Raw genomic sequence first — 15,983 nt, 5'->3', positions numbered from 1 at the left:
CCCTCCTCGATGCTGCGTCGGTCCGGGGACCAGTGGCCGGCGGTGACCTCGGGAACTCGGCCACCGGAGCGGAAGGCTACCGTCGCCGTCGTGGCGGCTCCGGGACCCGATCGACTCAGCTACGAGGTCGTGGACGTGTTCGCGCCCCGGCCCTACGCAGGCAACCCGCTGGCGGTGGTGTTCGACGCCGACGAGCTGACCACCGAGCAGTGCCAGGCGCTGGCCTTCGAGTTCCACCTCTCGGAGACCTCGTTCCTCTGCGCGGCCACCACCTCCGACGCCGACTACCGGGTGCGGATCTTCACGCCGTTCGCCGAGCTGCCCTTCGCCGGGCACCCGAGCGTCGGGGCCGCGCACACGCTGGTGCGCACCGGTCGGCTGCCCGCCGGGCGGGTGCGCCAGGAGTGCGGCGTCGGCGTCCTCGACCTGACCGTGGACGACGCGGGGGCGACCCTCGGCGGTGGCCGGCCGACCCTCGAGCCGGGTCCGGACCCCGCCGTCCTGGCGGCCGCGTTGGGGCTGTCGGCCGCGGACCTGGCCGACTCCCCGGTGCACGTGGCCGGCTGTGGCCTGCCCTTCGCGTACCTGGCCGTGCAGCCGGGTGCGGTGGACCGGGCGCGCCCGGACCAGGGCGCGCTGGACCTGCTCGGCGTGGGGGAGGGCGTCTCGGTGCTCAGCTGGGACGCCGCCACGGCCACCGCGCACGCCCGGGTGTTCGCCGGCGACCTGCGCTGGGGCGAGGACCCGGCCACCGGTTCGGCGGCGCTGGGCACGGGCGTCTGGCTGGCCGCGACCGGCCTGGTGCCGGCGGACGGGACGACGGAGTACACGATCCGGCAGGGCGAGCGGCTCGGCCGGCCCTCCGTGCTGTCCTGCACGGTCACCGCCGCCGGCGGCCGGGCCACCGCGGCCACCGTTGCGGGCACCGTGCTGCCGATCGCCAGCGGCACGATCCGGGTCCCGGCGCGGTGACCGATCCCGCCGCCCCGCCCCGGTCGCCGGCGCGCGGGGTGGGCGCCGCCGCGCCGTCGGTGTCGCCCTGGGCGGTGCACCGGCCGGGCGGCCGGGAGGTGGGGCTGATGGCGGTCGCCGTCATCGGGGTGTCGTTCTCCGGCCCGCTCACCGCGATGGTGGCCACCTCGTTCCTGGCGATCGCGTTCTGGCGCAACGCCGCCGGTGCGGTGCTGCTGCTGCCGGTGCTGCTGCTGCGCGAGCGCGCGACCCTGACCGGCCTGCGCGCCCGGCAGCTGGTCAGCTCCGTCGTCGCCGGCCTCTTCCTCGCTGCCCACTTCGCCGCCTGGCTGCCCAGCCTGTCGATGACGACGGTCGCCGCCTCGACCGCGCTGGTGACCACGACACCGATCTGGACGGCGCTGGCCGCCCGCTTCACCGGCGTCCACCTGCCCCGACAGGTGTGGTGGGGGCTGGCGCTGGCGGTGTTCGGCGCCGCGCTGATCGCCGGGGTCGACGTCACCGTGTCCTGGACGGCGCTGGCCGGTGACGGGCTCGCGCTGCTGGGGGCGATCTGCGCCGGTGGCTACATGCTCGCCGGGGCCCGGGCGCGGGAGCGGCTGACCACCTCGGCCTACGCCGTCGTCTGCTACTCGACGTGTGCGGTGGTCCTCGCCCTCGCCGCACTGGTCGTCGGGGTGCCGCTGGCCGGGTTCAGCGCGCGGGACTGGTGGCTGATCGCGGCGATCACCGTGTGCGCGCAGCTGTTCGGGCACACGCTGTTGAACCTGGTGCTCTCCTCGGTGGGCCCGACGGTGGTGGGGCTGGCGGTGCTGCTGGAGGTGCCGGGCGCGCTGCTGGTCGCGCTGGTGCTGCTGCAGCAGGTCCCGCCGCTGCTGGCGCTGCCCGGGATGATCGCCGTGGTGATCGGGGTGGCCCTGGTGATCCGGGGCGGGCGGCCGACCCCGGAGGCCGATCCGGTCTGATCCGGGACGTCGCTACTCTCCGGTAACCAACGTCGACCAGCAGGGTTGTCCACCGACCCCACCACCCCAGCGGAGGCACCGTGGCCGAGCTCCGATCCCGTCGTTCCAACCTCGCCGTCCCGGGCAGCAACCCCCGGTTCCTGGAGAAGGCCAAGAGCCTCCCGGCCGACCAGGTCTTCCTGGACCTCGAGGATGCCTGCGCCCCGCTGGCCAAGCCCGGGGCGCGGAAGAACATCGTCGCCGCGCTCAACGAGGGCGGCTGGGGGAGCAAGATCCGCACCGTCCGGGTCAACGACTGGACGACGGAGTGGACCTACCGCGACGTCGTCGAGGTCGTCGAGGGCGCCGGCGCCGAGCTCGACTGCCTCATGCTGCCGAAGGTCGCCGACGCCGCCCAGGTGAAGGCGCTGGACCTGCTGCTCACCCAGATCGAGAAGAGCAACGGCCTCGAGGTCGGCCGGATCGGCATCGAGGCGCAGATCGAGACCGCGCAGGGCCTGATCAACGTCAACGACATCGCCTTCGCCAGCGACCGGATCGAGACGATCATCTTCGGCCCGGCCGACTTCATGGCCAGCATCAACATGAAGTCGCTGGTGGTCGGCGCCCTGCACCCCGACTACCCGGGCGACCCGTTCCACCACATCCTGATGACGATCCTGATGGCCGCCCGCGCCCGCGGCGTGCAGGCCATCGACGGCCCGTTCCTGCAGGTCCGCGACGTGCCGGCGTTCGAGGAGGTGGCCAAGCGCTCGGCCGTGCTCGGCTTCGACGGCAAGTGGGTGCTGCACCCCGGCCAGATCGACGCGGCCAACGAGATCTACGCGCCGTCGCAGGAGGACTTCGACCACGCCGAGCTGATCCTCGACGCCTACGAGTGGGCCACCTCGGAGGCCGGCGGCAAGAAGGGGTCGGCGATGTTGGGCGACGAGATGATCGACGAGGCCAGCCGGAAGATGGCGCTGGTGATCGCCGGCAAGGGGCGCGCGGCCGGGATGTCCCGCACCTCGACTTTCACCCCGCCGGAGTAGCAGGACCCCGTCCGGCGCACCCCTCGCACGCTGAGGGGACGCCGGGACGGGCCGTGCTCAGGGGGCGAACGCGCCGTCGCTGATCGAGGCGAGCAGGCCGATCCAGGCGAGCAGCCCGGTCGCCATGAGGGTCGTGCCGAGGCCGCCGACGATCGCGGCGGCCAGCGCCAGGCCGTCGCCCTGCTCGCCGCTCCGCCGGATCTGGCCGCGGGCCAGCAGGCCGAGCACCAGGCCGACCGGGGCGAAGACGAACGCGGCGACCAGGGCGACGATCGCCAGCTGGTTGGTCGGCCGCCGCCATCCCGGCCAGTACCCGGCCGGCCCGTAGGACGACGGTCCGTACCCGGGTGGCCCCATGGGCGGTGGCCCGTACCCCGGTGGCCCGTACGCCGGCGGCCCGTAGGACGGCGGCTCGTACCCGGGCGGCCCGTGGGTCGGGGCGCCGTGCGGCGGCGCGGCGTAGCCGGGCGGGTCCCCGCGGTAGAAGTCGTCCTGGCTCACCGCGTCAGTGTGCCGGTCAGGCGCCGATCGCCTCGGCAGGCAACGCGGCGATGCGGGTGGCGATCGACCGGCCGGCGGCGGCGGTCGTCTCGGGGTCGTCGCCGATCAGCACCGAGAGCACCTGGCCCCGCGCCTGGGCGAGGACGACCTGGGTGGTGCCGTCGCCGAGGCGGTACTGGAAGACCACGCTGTTGGCGGCCAGGCCCTCCGCGCTCGGGCCCGGCTCGAAGGTGTACTCCTCGACCGGGCAGCGGGCGAACGCCTCGACCAGCTCCTGGACGGCGGCCGTCGCGGCGGCCGGGGTGGCGTAGGCGATCGCCTCCGACGACAGCTGCGCGGTGCCCTCGGCGTCCAGCCCCACCACCGGCTGCTTCGCCGTCCGCTGCGACTCGGAGGCGAAGGCGTACCCGCAGATGCCGTCGAGGCTGGGGTTCCCCGCCAGGTCGGCGTCCGAGGGGACCGGGTTGGCCTGCACCGACCAGCCCGCGGGGAGGTCGCCTGCCCGCAGGGCGGTGGCCACGATCGCCTCGGCCGGGTCCTGTGCGGCGGCGGGGTCGGCTGTCGCCGCCGCCTCGGCGGCCGCGTCGGCCGGGGCGGGCTCGGCGGTGCCCGGGCTGGCCGCCGCACCGTCGGCGGGCTCCTCGGCTGCCCCGCACCCGGCCAGCGCCAGGAGGGCCGCGGCGACGGGGACGAGCAGGCGGTGGCGGTGCGTCACCACAGCGACGGTAACCGCATCAGCTGGGCGGCCGGGACGCCGGATTGCCGCCCCGGACGTGCCCCATACTCGCCGGTAACCGAGACACCGTCGTCCCGAGGAGTGTGCGCATGACCCGCCTGGCCCAGACCGCGGACCTGACCGACGTCCAGATCGAGATCCTGTCGACGGTCCGCAGCTTCGTGGACAAGGAGATCATCCCCAGGGCCCAGGAGCTGGAGCACGGGGACGTCTACCCGACGGAGATCGTCGAGGGGCTGGCGGAGATGGGCATCTTCGGGCTCACCATCCCCGAGGAGTTCGGTGGGCTGGGGGAGTCGCTGCTGACCTACGCGCTGGTCGCCGAGGAGATCGCCCGCGGCTGGATGAGCGTCTCCGGCGTCATCAACACGCACTTCATCGTGGCGCACCTGATCACCCAGCACGGCACCCCGGAACAGCAGGCCGAGTACCTGCCGCGGATGGCCACCGGCGACCTGCGGGGCGCGTTCTCGATGTCCGAGCCGGAGCTGGGCAGCGACGTCGCGGCGATCCGGACGAGGGCCACCCGCGACGGCGACGAGTACGTGGTCAACGGCTCGAAGATGTGGCTGACCAACGGGGAGAACGCCACCCTGGTCGCCTTCCTGGTCAAGACCGACGAGGGCAGCGACTCCCCGTACAAGAACATGACCACGTTCCTGGTGGAGAAGACCCCGGGCCTGGGCGAGCGGCTGCCCGGCTTCTCCATCCCCGGGCGTATCGACAAGATGGGCTACAAGGGGATCGACACCACCGACGCCAGCTTCGACGGCTTCCGGATCGGCGCGGACAAGGTCCTCGGCGGGCAGCCCGGGCGCGGCTTCTACCAGATGATGGACGGCGTCGAGGTCGGCCGGGTGAACGTCGCCGCCCGGGGCTGCGGGGTGGCGATCCGGGCCTTCGAGTTGGCCATCGAGTACGCCCAGCAGCGGGAGACCTTCGGCAAGCCGATCGCCCAGCACCAGGCCATCGCCTTCAAGCTCGCCGAGATGGCCACCAAGGTCGAGGCGGCCCACACGATGATGGTGCGCGCGGCCCGGCTGAAGGACTCCGGCGCCCGCTTCGACGTCGAGGCCGGCATGGCCAAGCTGCTGGCCAGCGAGTTCGCCAGCGAGGTCACCCAGGACTCGTTCCGCATCCACGGCGGCTACGGCTACTCCAAGGAGTACGAGATCGAGCGGCTGATGCGCGAGGCGCCGTTCCTGCTGATCGGCGAGGGCACCAGCGAGATCCAGAAGACGATCATCAGCCGCGGCCTGCTCAAGGAGTACGCCAGCAAGCGCTGACCCCCCGAGGGGCCAAAATCGCGACTTTGGCCCCTCGAGCGGGTGGAACACCGGTGGGGGCGGGGGACTTGCACCTCGCATGAGAGCTGCAGGAGTGACGGAGTTCGGTGGTCCGGAGGCCCTGCGCCTGATCGACGTGCCGCAGGAGCCGCTGGGCCCGGGGCAGGTGCGGGTGCGGGTGACGGCCGCGGCGGTCAACCCGACCGACACCTACGCGCGCAACGGCACCTACGCCCAGCGCGACCCGGTCAAGGAGTTCCCCTACGTGCCCGGCATGGACGTCGCCGGGGTGCTGGACGAGATCGGGGACGGCGCCGGCACCGACATCCACGTCGGTGAGCACGTGATGGGCATCGTCGTCCCGACCGGTGCCCATGGCGGCTACCGCGAGGACGTCGTGCTGCCCGCCGGCTCGATCGCCCGCGCCCCCGACGGCGTCGGCGACGCCGCGGCGGCGACGCTGCCGATGAACGGCCTGACCGCCCGGCTCGCGCTGGACCGGATGGCGCTGCAGCCGGGCCAGGTGCTCGCGGTCACCGGCGCGGCCGGGGCGTTCGGCGGCTACGTCGTCCAGCTCGCCAAGAACGAGGGGCTGACCGTCGTGGCCGACGCCAAGCCCGAGGACGAACAGCTGGTGCGCGACCTGGGTGCCGACGTCGTGGTCCGGCGGGGGGACGACGTCGCGGCGCGGATCCGCGAGGAGTTCCCCGACGGCGTCGACGGGCTGGCCGACGGCTCGGTGCAGGACGCCGCCGTGCTGCCCTCGGTGAAGGACGGCGGGGCCGTCGCGACGGTCCGCGGCTACCGCGGCGACGGGCAGCGCGACCTGCGGGTGTTCCCGGTGATGGTGCGCGACTACGCCGAGGAGCAGGCCGAGCTCGACCGGTTGCGCGAGCTGGTGGAGAAGGGCGTGATCACCCTCCGGGTGGCGCAGACCTTCCCGGCGGCGAAGGCCGCGGAGGCGCACCGGCGGCTCGAGGCCGGTGGCGTGCGGGGACGTCTGGTCCTCACCTTCTGACAGCGGTAGACAGGCCGGCATGAGACGGCGGCGGCGCAGGGGTTCGTGGGGCTCGCTGTGGTCGAGGGGCTCGGTGCTGTCGATCGGCTCGACCGGGTCGGTGCTGTCCATCGGCAGCGTCGGCTCGGTGCTGTCGATCGGCAGCGTCGGCTCGTCCTGCTCGTTGTTCAGCATCGGGTCGAGCACGTCGATCGGGTCGGTCGCGTCCTGGCTGTCGATCGGCTCGATGCTGTCGGCGCAGTCCCGGGGGTCGCTGATGTCGTGGCGGTCGGCGGGGGAGTGTGACTGCTGCGGGTCAGCCGGCTGAGCTGTCCAGGTGCTTGGCCGCCTGCCGGCGGGAGAGCGGGCTGAGCTCGTGCTCGGCGAGGAACCGGCGCACCCAGTCGGGATCGGTCTTGGTGTGCTCGCGCAGCGCCCAGCCGATCCCCTTGCGGACGAAGAACTCCGGGTCGGCGGCGTTGACCTCGATCACCTCGGCGAGCAGCGCGGTGTCGGTGCGCTCCTTCGCCCCGAGCTGGGCGATGACGGCGCTGCGCCGCAGCCAGCGGTCCGGGCTCCGCGCCCAGCCCTGGAGCACCGGCCGCAGCCGCGCCGGGTGGGCGAGCAGGAGGTCGCGGACCCGGGGCTGGACCCCGTCGACCAGGTCCCACCACGCGCCGGTGGTGACCATCTCCTCGTACAGCGGCAGCAACAGCAGGTCTCGGCGGGCCACCGGCAGGCCGGTGAGCGCGATGGCGGCGTGCCGCTCGTCCCGGGCGGACGCCTCCCGCCACAGCTGCCCGGCTGCCCGTCCGACGTCGGCCGGGTGCATCGCCGCGGCGGCCCGGACGATCCGGCGGACCTCCGGCAGCCGCACCCCGAGGCAGGGCTCCGCCGTCTTCAGGTAGGCCTGCATGCCGCGGCCCCGCTCGGGGTCCGAGGCCGCCCGCAACGCGGTTCGCACCTCCTGGACCAGGTCGGCTGCGGCCATGCCGGGGATCCTGCCGAGTCGGATCGCCCGCCGCGAGTCCTCGTGCGAGGCTGCCGGGAGGTCGCCCGCCGGTGCGCGGCCCTGGTCGGGAGGTCCCGTGAACGGCGCGCAGGCAGTCATCCGCACCCTGGTCGAGGGCGGGGTGGACGTCTGCTTCGCCAACCCCGGCACCTCGGAGATGCACTTCGTCGCGGCGCTGGACGACGTCCCGGAGATGCGGGCGGTGCTCACCCTGTTCGAGGGGGTCGCGACCGGCGCCGCTGACGGGTACGCCCGGATGACCGGCTCGCCGGCGGCCACCCTGCTGCACCTGGGGCCGGGGCTGGGCAACGGGATCGCCAACCTGCACAACGCCCGCCGGGCCCGGACACCGCTGGTCAACGTCGTCGGCGACCACGCGCTGACACACAAGCGGCTGGACGCGCCCTTGGAGTCCGACATCGACGCGCTGGCCGGCACGGTGTCGGGGTGGGTGCGCCGGTCGCTGGCGACCAGCGAGGTGGGTGCGGACACCGCCGACGCGATCGCCGCCGCCGCCCGCGGTCAGGTGGCCAGCCTGGTGCTGCCGGCCGACGTCTCCTGGAGCGAGGGCGCACGGGTGGCCGCCGTCCCGGCGCGGCGTCCGCTCCCACAGGTGCCGGCCTCCCTGGTCGAGGAGGTGGCCGGCGTGCTCGGCGGTTCGACGATGCTCTTCCTCGGCGGCGACGCGGTGCTCGAGCCCGGCCTGCGGGCCGCTGCTCAGGTCGCCGCGGGCACCGGTACCCGGCTGCTGTCCCAGCGGTCGCCCGCGCGGATGCAGCGCGGGGCCGGGCTGCCCGACGTCCTCAAACTGCCCTACGCGCCGGACAGCGCCCGGAAGCAGCTGGACGGCGTGCAGCACCTGGTGCTGGTCGGCGCGGCCGAGCCGGTCGCGTTCTTCGGCTACCCCGGCATGGACGGCCGGCTGGTGCCCGAGGGCTGCACCGTGCACGTGCTCGCCGAGCCCGGGGAGGACGGTGTCGCGGCGCTCCAGGCGCTGGCCGAGCTGGCCGCACCGGACGCCGTCCCGGAGTTGGCCGAGGCCCGCCGTCCGGACCTGCCCACCGGCGAGCTGGACACCAAGGCCTTCGCCGCGGTGGTGGGCGCGTTGCTGCCGGAGCGGGCGATCGTCGTCGACGAGGCGCTGACCAGCGGCCACTTCCTGCCCGCGGCGACCGTCGGGGCGCCGGCGCACGACTGGCTGACCCTCACCGGTGGGGCGATCGGGCAGGGCATGCCGGTGGCCGTCGGTGCCGCGGTGGCCTGCCCGGACCGGCCGGTGGTGTCGCTGCAGGCCGATGGCAGTGCGATGTACACGATCCAGGCGCTGTGGACCCAGGCGCGCGAGGGCCTCGACGTCACCACCGTCATCTGTGACAACAGCGCCTACGCGATCCTGGCCGGCGAGCTGGAGAGCGTGGGGGCGGCCGGCGGGGGAGAGCGCGCCGGTAAGCTGCTGGACCTCGGCGGGCCGGCGCTGGACTTCGTCGCACTGGCCACCGGGATGGGCGTGCCGGCCACCCGGGCGAGGACGGCAGAGGAGCTGGCCGAGCAGTTCCGTGCTGCGCTGGCCGAGCCCGGGCCGCACCTGATCGACGCCGTCCTGCCGCGCGGCTGATCAGCTGTCGGCGACCCGGGCCTCCTCCTCGGCCGGCGAGCGACGGCCGAAGTAGAAGATGCCGATCCCCAGTGACACGGCCAGCAGCACGGCCATGAAGACCAGCAGCGGGACCGCGCCGAACTGGGCGATCAGCGGCAGTGACGCCGCGGTGACCAGGCCGCCGCCGAAGAAGGGCTCGAACGCCAGCTGTTTGTAGCCGAAGGCCTCCATCGCCGGGGTCGCTGCGTTGGGGTCGGCGACCCGGATGAGGATCAACCCGGTGGCGGTGACGCCGAGGGACTGCCCGAGGTCGCCGATGCCGCGTTCGAACCAGAACCGGGGGATCATCCGCCGGGCCAGGAAGACGAAGACCCCGACGTTCCAGGCGAGTCCGGCGATGGCCAGCAGCAGGAACGTCACCCAGTTGTTCGCGATCGCCTGGATGGACAGCGTGGCCAGGGCGCTGATGATCAGCAGGTCGAGTGCGATGCCCTGGATCCGCAGCATCATCTGCCGGTCGACGATGCCGGTGTAGTCGAAGCGGTCGACCAGCTTCTGCACCGCGACGCCGCCGATCATCGCCAGCGGGAACAGCGGCACGTACTCGAAGAGCTCGACGGTGTCGGCCCACAGCAGCCGCTCCAGCGCCTGCAGCGCTTCCAGGAGGGCGAGCCCGAGCAGGATCGCCACGGCGACGATGGCGAAGTGGATGGCCAGTGGCTCGACCGAGGCGGTGCGCACCGTGAGCATCGCGGCCGGCTTCTGCTCCTCCCGCTCGTAGAGCCCGCGCTGCTCGGCCAGTGAGGTCTTCGCGTCGCTCTCCAGCACCTCGGCGCGGCCGGTGTGCACTCCCCAGTTGATCAGCGCGATGCCGACGACCACGCCGGCGACGACGCCCACGGTCGCCAGACCGAGCGCCAGGTCCTGTCCCTGCGGGAAGCCGAGCTCGGCGAAGGTGTCGCCCAGCCCCGCCGCGGTGCCGTGCCCGCCCTCGAAGCCGACCTCGATCAGCGCGCCGACCATGGGGTCCTGGTCGAGGAAGGGCACCAGCAGCAGGACGGCGAGGAGCAGCCCGATCACGTACTGGCCGGACGCCATGGTGACGCCGAGGGCCAGCTGCGGGCCGGCCAGTTCGGCGGCCTCCTTCACCTTGGGGATGCGCTCGCCGAGGAACAGCGTCGCGAAGACCACCGAGATGAGCAGTCCGGGCAGCGACGCCCAGACGTCGAGGAACTCCTCCGGCCACAGGCCGCCGGTCAGCGGGGCGTCCGGCCCGCCGATCGCCTCGGCGATCGAGCCGACCACCTCCGGGCCGATCAGCAGGGCCAGGAAGCCACCGATGATCGAGCTGGGGAGGAAGAGCTTCTGGGCGATCCGTGACCGGATCCTGATGAGCTTGGCGACCAGGAGCAGGACGCCCAGCACCAGCAGGCTGAGCCCGATGACGTCGGCGGACACGGTGCCTCCCACGGGTGGGTCCGTGTCGGGGACCGGTCACGCGGGGTGGTCCCTGACGGGTGGGGAACACCCTGGCGGCTCACGTGCCCGCCGACAACCCCCGATCGGCGCGGCGGGGCCCCGATGAGTCCGCCCGTGTCCGCTCGGTGCACCCTCGGGATCGTTACAGCGACAGTAAGTGCTGTGGCTGGCCCGATCGGCGAGGCTGTGGGCCCCCATGTGCGTCGGTCCGCTGGGATGCTGGGTCGTCTACTCGACGGAGGGGGAGTCCGGTGGGCACCTGGCTGGTCCTGGTCCTGATCCTCGCCGCACTGGTGGTGCTGGCGTTCCTCACGTTCGCGGTCGCCACCCGCCGCAAGGTGGCCAGGAGGCGCAGGCACTAGCCGGCGCGGCCGAGCTGGCCGAAGCCGTCGCCTGAACGGGTGAACCCTGCGGCAGAGCGGTGACTCTTCGTCCACAGGGCTCCCCGCGAGACGTGATCGCCCCCTTACAGTCGCTGGACTCATCTGACCAAGTGGCTGCTCAACGGGGGTGTCGTGCCGGTGGCGAGCTCTGCCGTCGATGTCGTCGACGGCGAGGTCCGGGAACTGATCCGGCGCCGAGGGCTCGACCCGTTCGGCGATCCCGGGCCGGTGCGGATGCTCGTGCGGGACGTGGTCGCGGACTACTCCGAGCGCTCGCTGTCCTCCACGCTGCCGCCGGCGGGTGACCCGGAGGGCCTCGTCCGCGACGTGCTGGACCGGGTGGCCGGCTACGGGCCGTTGCAGCGGTGGCTGGACGACCCGGAGGTCGAGGAGATCTGGGTCAACGAGCCGGGTCGGGTGTTCGTCGCCCGCCGCGGCCGCAGTGAGCTGACGACGACGATCCTGGGCGCCGGGCAGCTGGCGGACCTGGTCGAGCGGATGCTGCGCAGCTCGGGTCGACGGATCGACATGTCCACCCCCTTCGTCGACGCGATGCTGCCCGACGGGTCTCGCTTGCACGTCGTGATCCCGGACGTGACGCGGCGGCACATGGCGGTGAACATCCGGAAGTTCGTGCTGCAGGCGCACTCCCTCGACGAGCTGGTCGCGCTGGGCACGCTCACCTCGCAGGTGGCCCGCTTCCTGGAGGCCTCGGTCGCCGCCGGGCTGAACATCCTCGTCTCCGGCGGGACGCAGGCCGGCAAGACCACGATGCTCAACTGCCTCTGTGCGGCGGTGCCGGCCCGCGAGCGGGTGGTCACCTGCGAAGAGGTCTTCGAGTTACAGAAGGCGGCGCGAGACCACAATAGGTAGGTGACCACCCGAGCAGTCATCTACCTGCGCCAGTCCCTCGACCGGGACGGCACCGGGCAGGCCGTCGAACGGCAGCGCGAGGCGTGCCGGAAGCTCGCCGAGGCGCGCGGCTGGACCGTGGTCACCGAGTACGTCGACAACTCCGTCAGCGCCACGACCGGTGTCCGTCCGCAGTGGACGCGGATGCTCGCCGACGCCGAGGCGGGGCACTTCGACGTCATCCTCGCGTGGGCGCTCGACCGCCTGACCCGCTCGACGCGCGACCTCGAACGGCTCGTCGACCTGGGGGAGCGGACCGGCGTCCGGTGCGCCACCGCATCGGGTGACATCGACCTCTCGACCGACGCCGGTCGGCTCGTCGGGCGCATCCTCGCCGCCGTCGCCCGCGCCGAGATCGAGCGGCGCACCGAGCGCCAGCGCCTCGCCAACGCACAGCGGGCAGCGCAGGGGCGACCGCCCACCGGCCCCCGGGCGCTCGGCTGGCTGGTCGACGGGGTCACCCCGCACCCGGACGAGGCTCCGGCCGTAGCTGCTGCCTTCGACGCGGTGCTCGCTGGTGCCTCCCTGCGGACCGTGGCGAGGGACTGGAACGCCGCCGGGCTGACCACCACCCACGGCGGCCCGTGGCGGCCCGACGGGGTCCGGTACGTGCTAACCAACCCCCGGTACGCCGGGCTGCGAGCGACCCGCTCAGGGGGCGGGCGGGCATGGCAGGTGGTCGGCCCCGGGAGCTGGACGGGCATCGTCGGGGAAGAGACCTTCCGGGCCGTCGCCGAGCTGCTGGGCAGCGCCTCTCGGCGCACCTCCCCGGACACCCGGCGGCGCTACTTCTTGTCCGGGCTCGCCCGCTGCGGGGTGTGCGGGGCACCGTGCAACACCGGCGGCACGCAGCACGGCGTCCGCACGCTGAAGTGCTCGGTCTCCCGGCATCTGTCCCGGTCCGCCGAGCCGATCGAGTCGTGGGTCGGTGAGCTGGTCGTGGCCCGCCTGTCCCGCCCGGACGCCGCCGAGCTGCTGGTCGACACCGACCTGCCCGACGTCACCGCGCTGCGGTCCGAAGCGGCGGCGAAGCGCGCGCGGCTCGGTCAGCTCGCCGACCTTCTCGCCGACGGCACGCTCACGCCCGAGGCGGTGCGCACGGCGTCGGCGCGGCTGCGGGCAGAACTGGCCGACGTCGAGGCGCGCATGGCCGACAGCGGGCGGGCCGACGTGCTCGGTCCGCTCGTGCACGCCGGGGACGTACGGGCGGTGTGGGCGGTGCTCGACCCGGACCGTCAGCGCGCCGTCGTCGATGCGCTGATGACGGTGACCCTGCACTCGCCGGGGCGCGGGCGGCGCAACTTCGACCCCGACACGGTCGAGGTCACGCCGCGCTGAGCAGGGCTGACGCACCGTGAAAGTTGCCAACTCGCGGTGTCGCTCGTTGGTGGCGGGCGTCGCAGAACTCATAGGCCGGTTGGAACGCCCTGTAGTACGTTCGCGTTGTCTACAGGTAGACGGAGCTACGGGGGCACCGAGTGGCGGCAACACCGCCGAAGCGTTTGCGCGAGTTGGTCGAGTTGGCGAAGGAGGCCGGGTGGTCGTACGACGAGACGTCCGACGGTCACCCGCGCCTGACGCCGCCGCCGGGTCTGACTGATCCGTACCGCGACAACCGTCCGGCCGCACCCGTCACGTTCTCGAAGACGCCGTCTGACCATCGCGGAGACATGAACATGGTGGTCATACTCCGTCGACTCGGAGTTCCTATCCCCCGCAAGGGGAACACGCAGAAGAAGGGGAAGCGATGACTGAGTTCACTGTCGAAGCGACCATGCAGGCCGTGACTGACGGGGACTGGTCGCGTCTTCGGAGCGTCATCGATCTCGTGCCCGGCACGCTGCTGATCGAAGACGCGGAAGAGCCGATGCTTGTCCTTCCGGTGCAGGCTGAGAGCCAGGGCAAGGCGTTCCTGTTCGTCGACGGAATCCTGAAGCTCGTCGGGCTTCGTCCCGTCACCGGAAGCATCAGCGAGGCTCCCGAGATCGACTTCGACTTCGACGACGACGGCGACGAGAACCAGGGAACCGACGCGGTCCGCGCCGTGAACGAGTGGGTCGACAGCGTTCCGTCGTTCGACAAGCGCGTCACGCGCGAGGGGCACGTCGAGTTCGCCTGACCATGCACTGAGAACGGCCCCGTTGAGCATCGCGCTCGACGGGGCCGTTCTGCGTTCCGCACCCGGGGTGGGCGATGTTCCGGCGCGGTGGTCAGGCGGTCGCGCGCGCCGTCTCGATCAGCTCGGCCAACTCTGCGTCCTCGCCGTCCCGCGCCTCGCACCGCTGCACCGGGGTGAGCTTCGCCCACGCCTTCGCCCCGGCGGACAGCTCGACCGCCAGCGCGTCGGCAGCCTCGGTGAGCGGAACGCCGGTCGCCGCTGCCCGGCGCTCGGTCAGCAGCTCGACCAACTCGGGGTCGGGCTGGTCGCTCGCCGCCGTGTCCCACTCCGTCGGCCGGGGAGCGCGGGAGCAGTGCGCCGACCGGTAGGTCGAGCCGCCACCGATCGCGCAGTCGGTGCCGTGCTTGACGCACCGGGCACCGCTGCCCGTCTTCGCGCGGGGCATCAGCGGTCGAGCCGGGCGCGGGCGTCCTCGACCGCCTGCGACGCGGCGGCGAGCTGGTCGGCGGGCGCACCCTCGCGGCGCAGTCGACGGCGCTCGGCGCGAGCCTCGCGGTACGTCTCGTCGGCGTCCTCGCGGGTGGCGCGGGTGATCGCGTCGCCGAGGGTGGTCGAGCCGGTGGCGACCCCGGCGTTCCGCTGACGGGAGATCGCGCGCCGGTTGGCGATGACGTCGGCCTCCCGCGCGTTCGCGGCGGTCATGGCGTTGATGTGGTCGGTCAGTGCGGTCATGGTCAGTCGTCCTCTCGTGGTGGCTTCTGCCAGGTGCCGAGCAGTCGCGCCCGGTCCCGTTCGACGGTCAGCAGTCCGTTCGCCGCCTGCGCTCGCACCTTCGGGTCGGTGTCGTCGAGCAGGTCGCCGTACACGCGGGCGACCTGATCGAGCCGCAGTTCGGACGTCGCGCGCAGCTCGTCGAGCTGCTGGGCAGGCATCCCCGCGATGCCCTCGCCGAGCAGCTTCGCCGCCCGGTCCGGGGTGACGTCCAGCTCGGCGGCCACGTCGCGGACCGACCGACCCCGGGCGTGCAGGTCAAGGGCAGCGGCCACCCGCTCACGGTGGGCGGCGCGGGCACCGGTCGGGGGCATGGGATAACTATACCGCCGGACGGTGGGTCGTGGGCGGGTCGAGGGTGGGCGGACGTGGGTCGTTTCGCCTACGGGGACCAGTAGGCGGACGGACCACAGGTCGGGGCAGGTGACGCTCTGTGCTGGGCGTTCTCCGGGGCCGGTCGGCGGACGTTCGGCCCCTACGCGCGGGCGCGCGCGAGGGATGCGCTCGAACGCGGGCGCGAACTGTCGGACCCCTGCGAGACAGTGCCGGGCGGAACCTGTGCCGCCCGAGGCGCAGGACGGACGAAGGAGAGCACATGGCGGTCATGGTCCGCACGGCCCGCACGAGTACTGGGACGCGAACCACGTTCACGCACAAGGAAGCGAACGGCATCGGGATCCAGGACGGCCACCTGCTGGTGCAGAAGTGGAACGGCATGGGGTACGACACCGTCGCCGCCTACGCGCCGGGGCAGTGGATCGACGCCACGACCGAAGAGCCCGAGCAGAAGTGAGCCGGGGCGGGGCGAGGGATGACCTCGCCCCGCCCGCCGGTCACCCGACCCGAGGCACCCGCCACACGCGCTGCGGGCACTGGTCGGCCACCGGGCAGCGAGCGCACACCCACCGCGCCTGCCGCAGCCGCTCGGCGTGGTCGGCCGGCGTCTCGCCGTCGAGCGCGTCCCGGTCGAAGCGCGGTGCCTGTCCGACGCACAGCGCGCCGGGCAGTGCCGGGACGTCGGTCAGGATCGCCACCAGCAGCGCGACAGTGCCGTCGCGCCTCACTGGTCCGCCTCCCGCACCAGCAGGACGACGGCGTCCGGCCCGACGACCGCCCGCGCAGCGGCGGTGCGAGCCCGCCAGGACGGGCAGGTCTCGTCGTGGCGCAGGTAGACGCTGCGGGGGCCGGTCCACACCAGCTCCGACGCGCAGTCCGGGCACCC

20 protein-coding genes are annotated in these 15,983 nt (G+C 73.2%); 11 read left to right on the top strand and 9 right to left on the bottom strand.

Annotation, left to right across the window (positions count from 1 at the left end; translation table 11 throughout):
- The first annotated feature begins 90 nt into the window (after window positions 1-90).
- The 3 genes from O2W20_RS16760 (at window position 91) to O2W20_RS16750 (ending at window position 2,968) form a co-directional block, all read left to right on the top strand.
- Window positions 91-972, top strand: a complete 882-nt coding sequence (locus O2W20_RS16760; protein WP_269171044.1) for a PhzF family phenazine biosynthesis protein — start codon at window positions 91-93, stop codon at window positions 970-972.
- Window positions 969-1,937, top strand: coding sequence for a DMT family transporter (locus O2W20_RS16755; RefSeq protein WP_269171045.1), 969 nt, complete (start codon window positions 969-971; stop codon window positions 1,935-1,937). Before O2W20_RS16760 ends, O2W20_RS16755 begins: the two co-directional genes overlap by 4 nt.
- An 80-nt stretch (window positions 1,938-2,017) precedes the next feature.
- Window positions 2,018-2,968: an HpcH/HpaI aldolase/citrate lyase family protein gene (locus O2W20_RS16750; protein WP_269171046.1), complete on the top strand. Its 951-nt coding sequence runs from the start codon at window positions 2,018-2,020 to the stop codon at window positions 2,966-2,968.
- 57 nt (window positions 2,969-3,025) lie between these two features.
- Here the strand turns inward: O2W20_RS16750 and O2W20_RS16745 are convergent, their stop codons facing one another.
- Together O2W20_RS16745 and O2W20_RS16740 are read right to left on the bottom strand one after the other, a co-directional pair.
- A complete protein-coding gene (locus O2W20_RS16745) occupies window positions 3,026-3,469 on the bottom strand; it encodes a DUF4190 domain-containing protein (RefSeq protein ID WP_269171047.1) in 444 nt (147 codons plus the stop codon).
- A 16-nt stretch (window positions 3,470-3,485) separates the two neighbouring features.
- Complete coding sequence (locus tag O2W20_RS16740) at window positions 3,486-4,184, bottom strand: hypothetical protein (protein WP_269171048.1); 699 nt, start codon at window positions 4,182-4,184, stop codon at window positions 3,486-3,488.
- 110 nt (window positions 4,185-4,294) lie between these two features.
- On the opposite strand from O2W20_RS16740, the gene O2W20_RS16735 reads away from it, so the two are divergent.
- From O2W20_RS16735 to O2W20_RS16725, 3 genes are all read left to right on the top strand, one after another.
- A complete protein-coding gene (locus O2W20_RS16735) occupies window positions 4,295-5,491 on the top strand; it encodes an acyl-CoA dehydrogenase family protein (RefSeq protein WP_269171050.1) in 1,197 nt (398 codons plus the stop codon).
- A gap of 79 nt (window positions 5,492-5,570) precedes the next feature.
- Complete coding sequence (locus O2W20_RS16730; RefSeq protein ID WP_269171051.1) at window positions 5,571-6,509, top strand: quinone oxidoreductase family protein; 939 nt, start codon at window positions 5,571-5,573, stop codon at window positions 6,507-6,509.
- A gap of 73 nt (window positions 6,510-6,582) precedes the next feature.
- Window positions 6,583-6,816 carry a hypothetical protein gene (locus tag O2W20_RS16725; protein WP_269171052.1) on the top strand — a complete coding sequence of 78 codons (234 nt, stop codon included), beginning with the start codon at window positions 6,583-6,585 and terminating at the stop codon, window positions 6,814-6,816.
- On the opposite strand, the gene O2W20_RS16720 is transcribed toward O2W20_RS16725, so the two are convergent.
- Entirely contained in the window at window positions 6,805-7,479 is a 675-nt protein-coding gene (locus tag O2W20_RS16720) for a DNA alkylation repair protein (RefSeq protein WP_269171053.1), read from the bottom strand. The genes O2W20_RS16725 and O2W20_RS16720 overlap by 12 nt on opposite strands.
- A 97-nt stretch (window positions 7,480-7,576) precedes the next feature.
- Between O2W20_RS16720 and O2W20_RS16715 the strand changes: the two genes are divergently transcribed.
- Window positions 7,577-9,115, top strand: coding sequence for an acetolactate synthase large subunit (locus O2W20_RS16715; RefSeq protein WP_269171054.1), 1,539 nt, complete (start codon window positions 7,577-7,579; stop codon window positions 9,113-9,115).
- On the opposite strand, the gene O2W20_RS16710 is transcribed toward O2W20_RS16715, so the two are convergent.
- Window positions 9,116-10,555 (bottom strand): sodium/glutamate symporter, encoded by a 1,440-nt coding sequence (locus O2W20_RS16710; protein ID WP_269185514.1) that lies wholly within the window; start codon window positions 10,553-10,555, stop codon window positions 9,116-9,118.
- Between the two features lie 542 nt (window positions 10,556-11,097).
- Here O2W20_RS16710 and O2W20_RS16705 point away from each other — a divergent pair.
- From O2W20_RS16705 to O2W20_RS16695, 3 genes are all read left to right on the top strand, one after another.
- Window positions 11,098-11,832 carry a CpaF family protein gene (locus O2W20_RS16705; protein ID WP_269171056.1) on the top strand — a complete coding sequence of 245 codons (735 nt, stop codon included), beginning with the start codon at window positions 11,098-11,100 and terminating at the stop codon, window positions 11,830-11,832.
- On the top strand, window positions 11,833-13,209 hold the full coding sequence (locus O2W20_RS16700) for a recombinase family protein (RefSeq protein WP_269171057.1): 1,377 nt from the start codon (window positions 11,833-11,835) through the stop codon (window positions 13,207-13,209). It begins immediately after the preceding gene.
- A 409-nt stretch (window positions 13,210-13,618) separates the two neighbouring features.
- Window positions 13,619-13,990 (top strand): hypothetical protein, encoded by a 372-nt coding sequence (locus tag O2W20_RS16695; protein WP_269171058.1) that lies wholly within the window; start codon window positions 13,619-13,621, stop codon window positions 13,988-13,990.
- 91 nt (window positions 13,991-14,081) lie between these two features.
- Here the strand turns inward: O2W20_RS16695 and O2W20_RS16690 are convergent, their stop codons facing one another.
- Genes O2W20_RS16690 through O2W20_RS16680 form a run of 3 tightly spaced genes read right to left on the bottom strand, consistent with a single transcriptional unit; the run spans window position 14,082 to window position 15,075 of the window.
- Window positions 14,082-14,435 carry a hypothetical protein gene (locus tag O2W20_RS16690; protein WP_269171059.1) on the bottom strand — a complete coding sequence of 118 codons (354 nt, stop codon included), beginning with the start codon at window positions 14,433-14,435 and terminating at the stop codon, window positions 14,082-14,084.
- Window positions 14,435-14,722 (bottom strand): hypothetical protein, encoded by a 288-nt coding sequence (locus tag O2W20_RS16685; protein WP_269171060.1) that lies wholly within the window; start codon window positions 14,720-14,722, stop codon window positions 14,435-14,437. Before O2W20_RS16685 ends, O2W20_RS16690 begins: the two co-directional genes overlap by 1 nt.
- Before the next feature lie 2 nt (window positions 14,723-14,724).
- A complete protein-coding gene (locus tag O2W20_RS16680; RefSeq protein ID WP_269171061.1) occupies window positions 14,725-15,075 on the bottom strand; it encodes a hypothetical protein in 351 nt (116 codons plus the stop codon).
- Window positions 15,076-15,356: 281 nt separating this feature from the next.
- On the opposite strand from O2W20_RS16680, the gene O2W20_RS16675 reads away from it, so the two are divergent.
- Entirely contained in the window at window positions 15,357-15,554 is a 198-nt protein-coding gene (locus O2W20_RS16675) for a hypothetical protein (protein ID WP_269171062.1), read from the top strand.
- Between the two features lie 40 nt (window positions 15,555-15,594).
- On the opposite strand, the gene O2W20_RS16670 is transcribed toward O2W20_RS16675, so the two are convergent.
- Window positions 15,595-15,825 (bottom strand): hypothetical protein, encoded by a 231-nt coding sequence (locus O2W20_RS16670; RefSeq protein WP_269171063.1) that lies wholly within the window; start codon window positions 15,823-15,825, stop codon window positions 15,595-15,597.
- Window positions 15,822-15,956 (bottom strand): hypothetical protein, encoded by a 135-nt coding sequence (locus tag O2W20_RS16665; protein ID WP_269171064.1) that lies wholly within the window; start codon window positions 15,954-15,956, stop codon window positions 15,822-15,824. The genes O2W20_RS16670 and O2W20_RS16665 overlap by 4 nt, the downstream gene beginning before the upstream one ends.
- Between the last annotated feature and the right edge of the window lie 27 nt (window positions 15,957-15,983).

The sequence above is a fragment of the Modestobacter sp. VKM Ac-2982 genome (assembly GCF_026967935.1).
Classification (GTDB): domain Bacteria; phylum Actinomycetota; class Actinomycetes; order Mycobacteriales; family Geodermatophilaceae; genus Modestobacter.
Note: the sequence above shows the minus strand (reverse complement) of the source record. Positions and strands in the feature narration are given on the sequence as shown.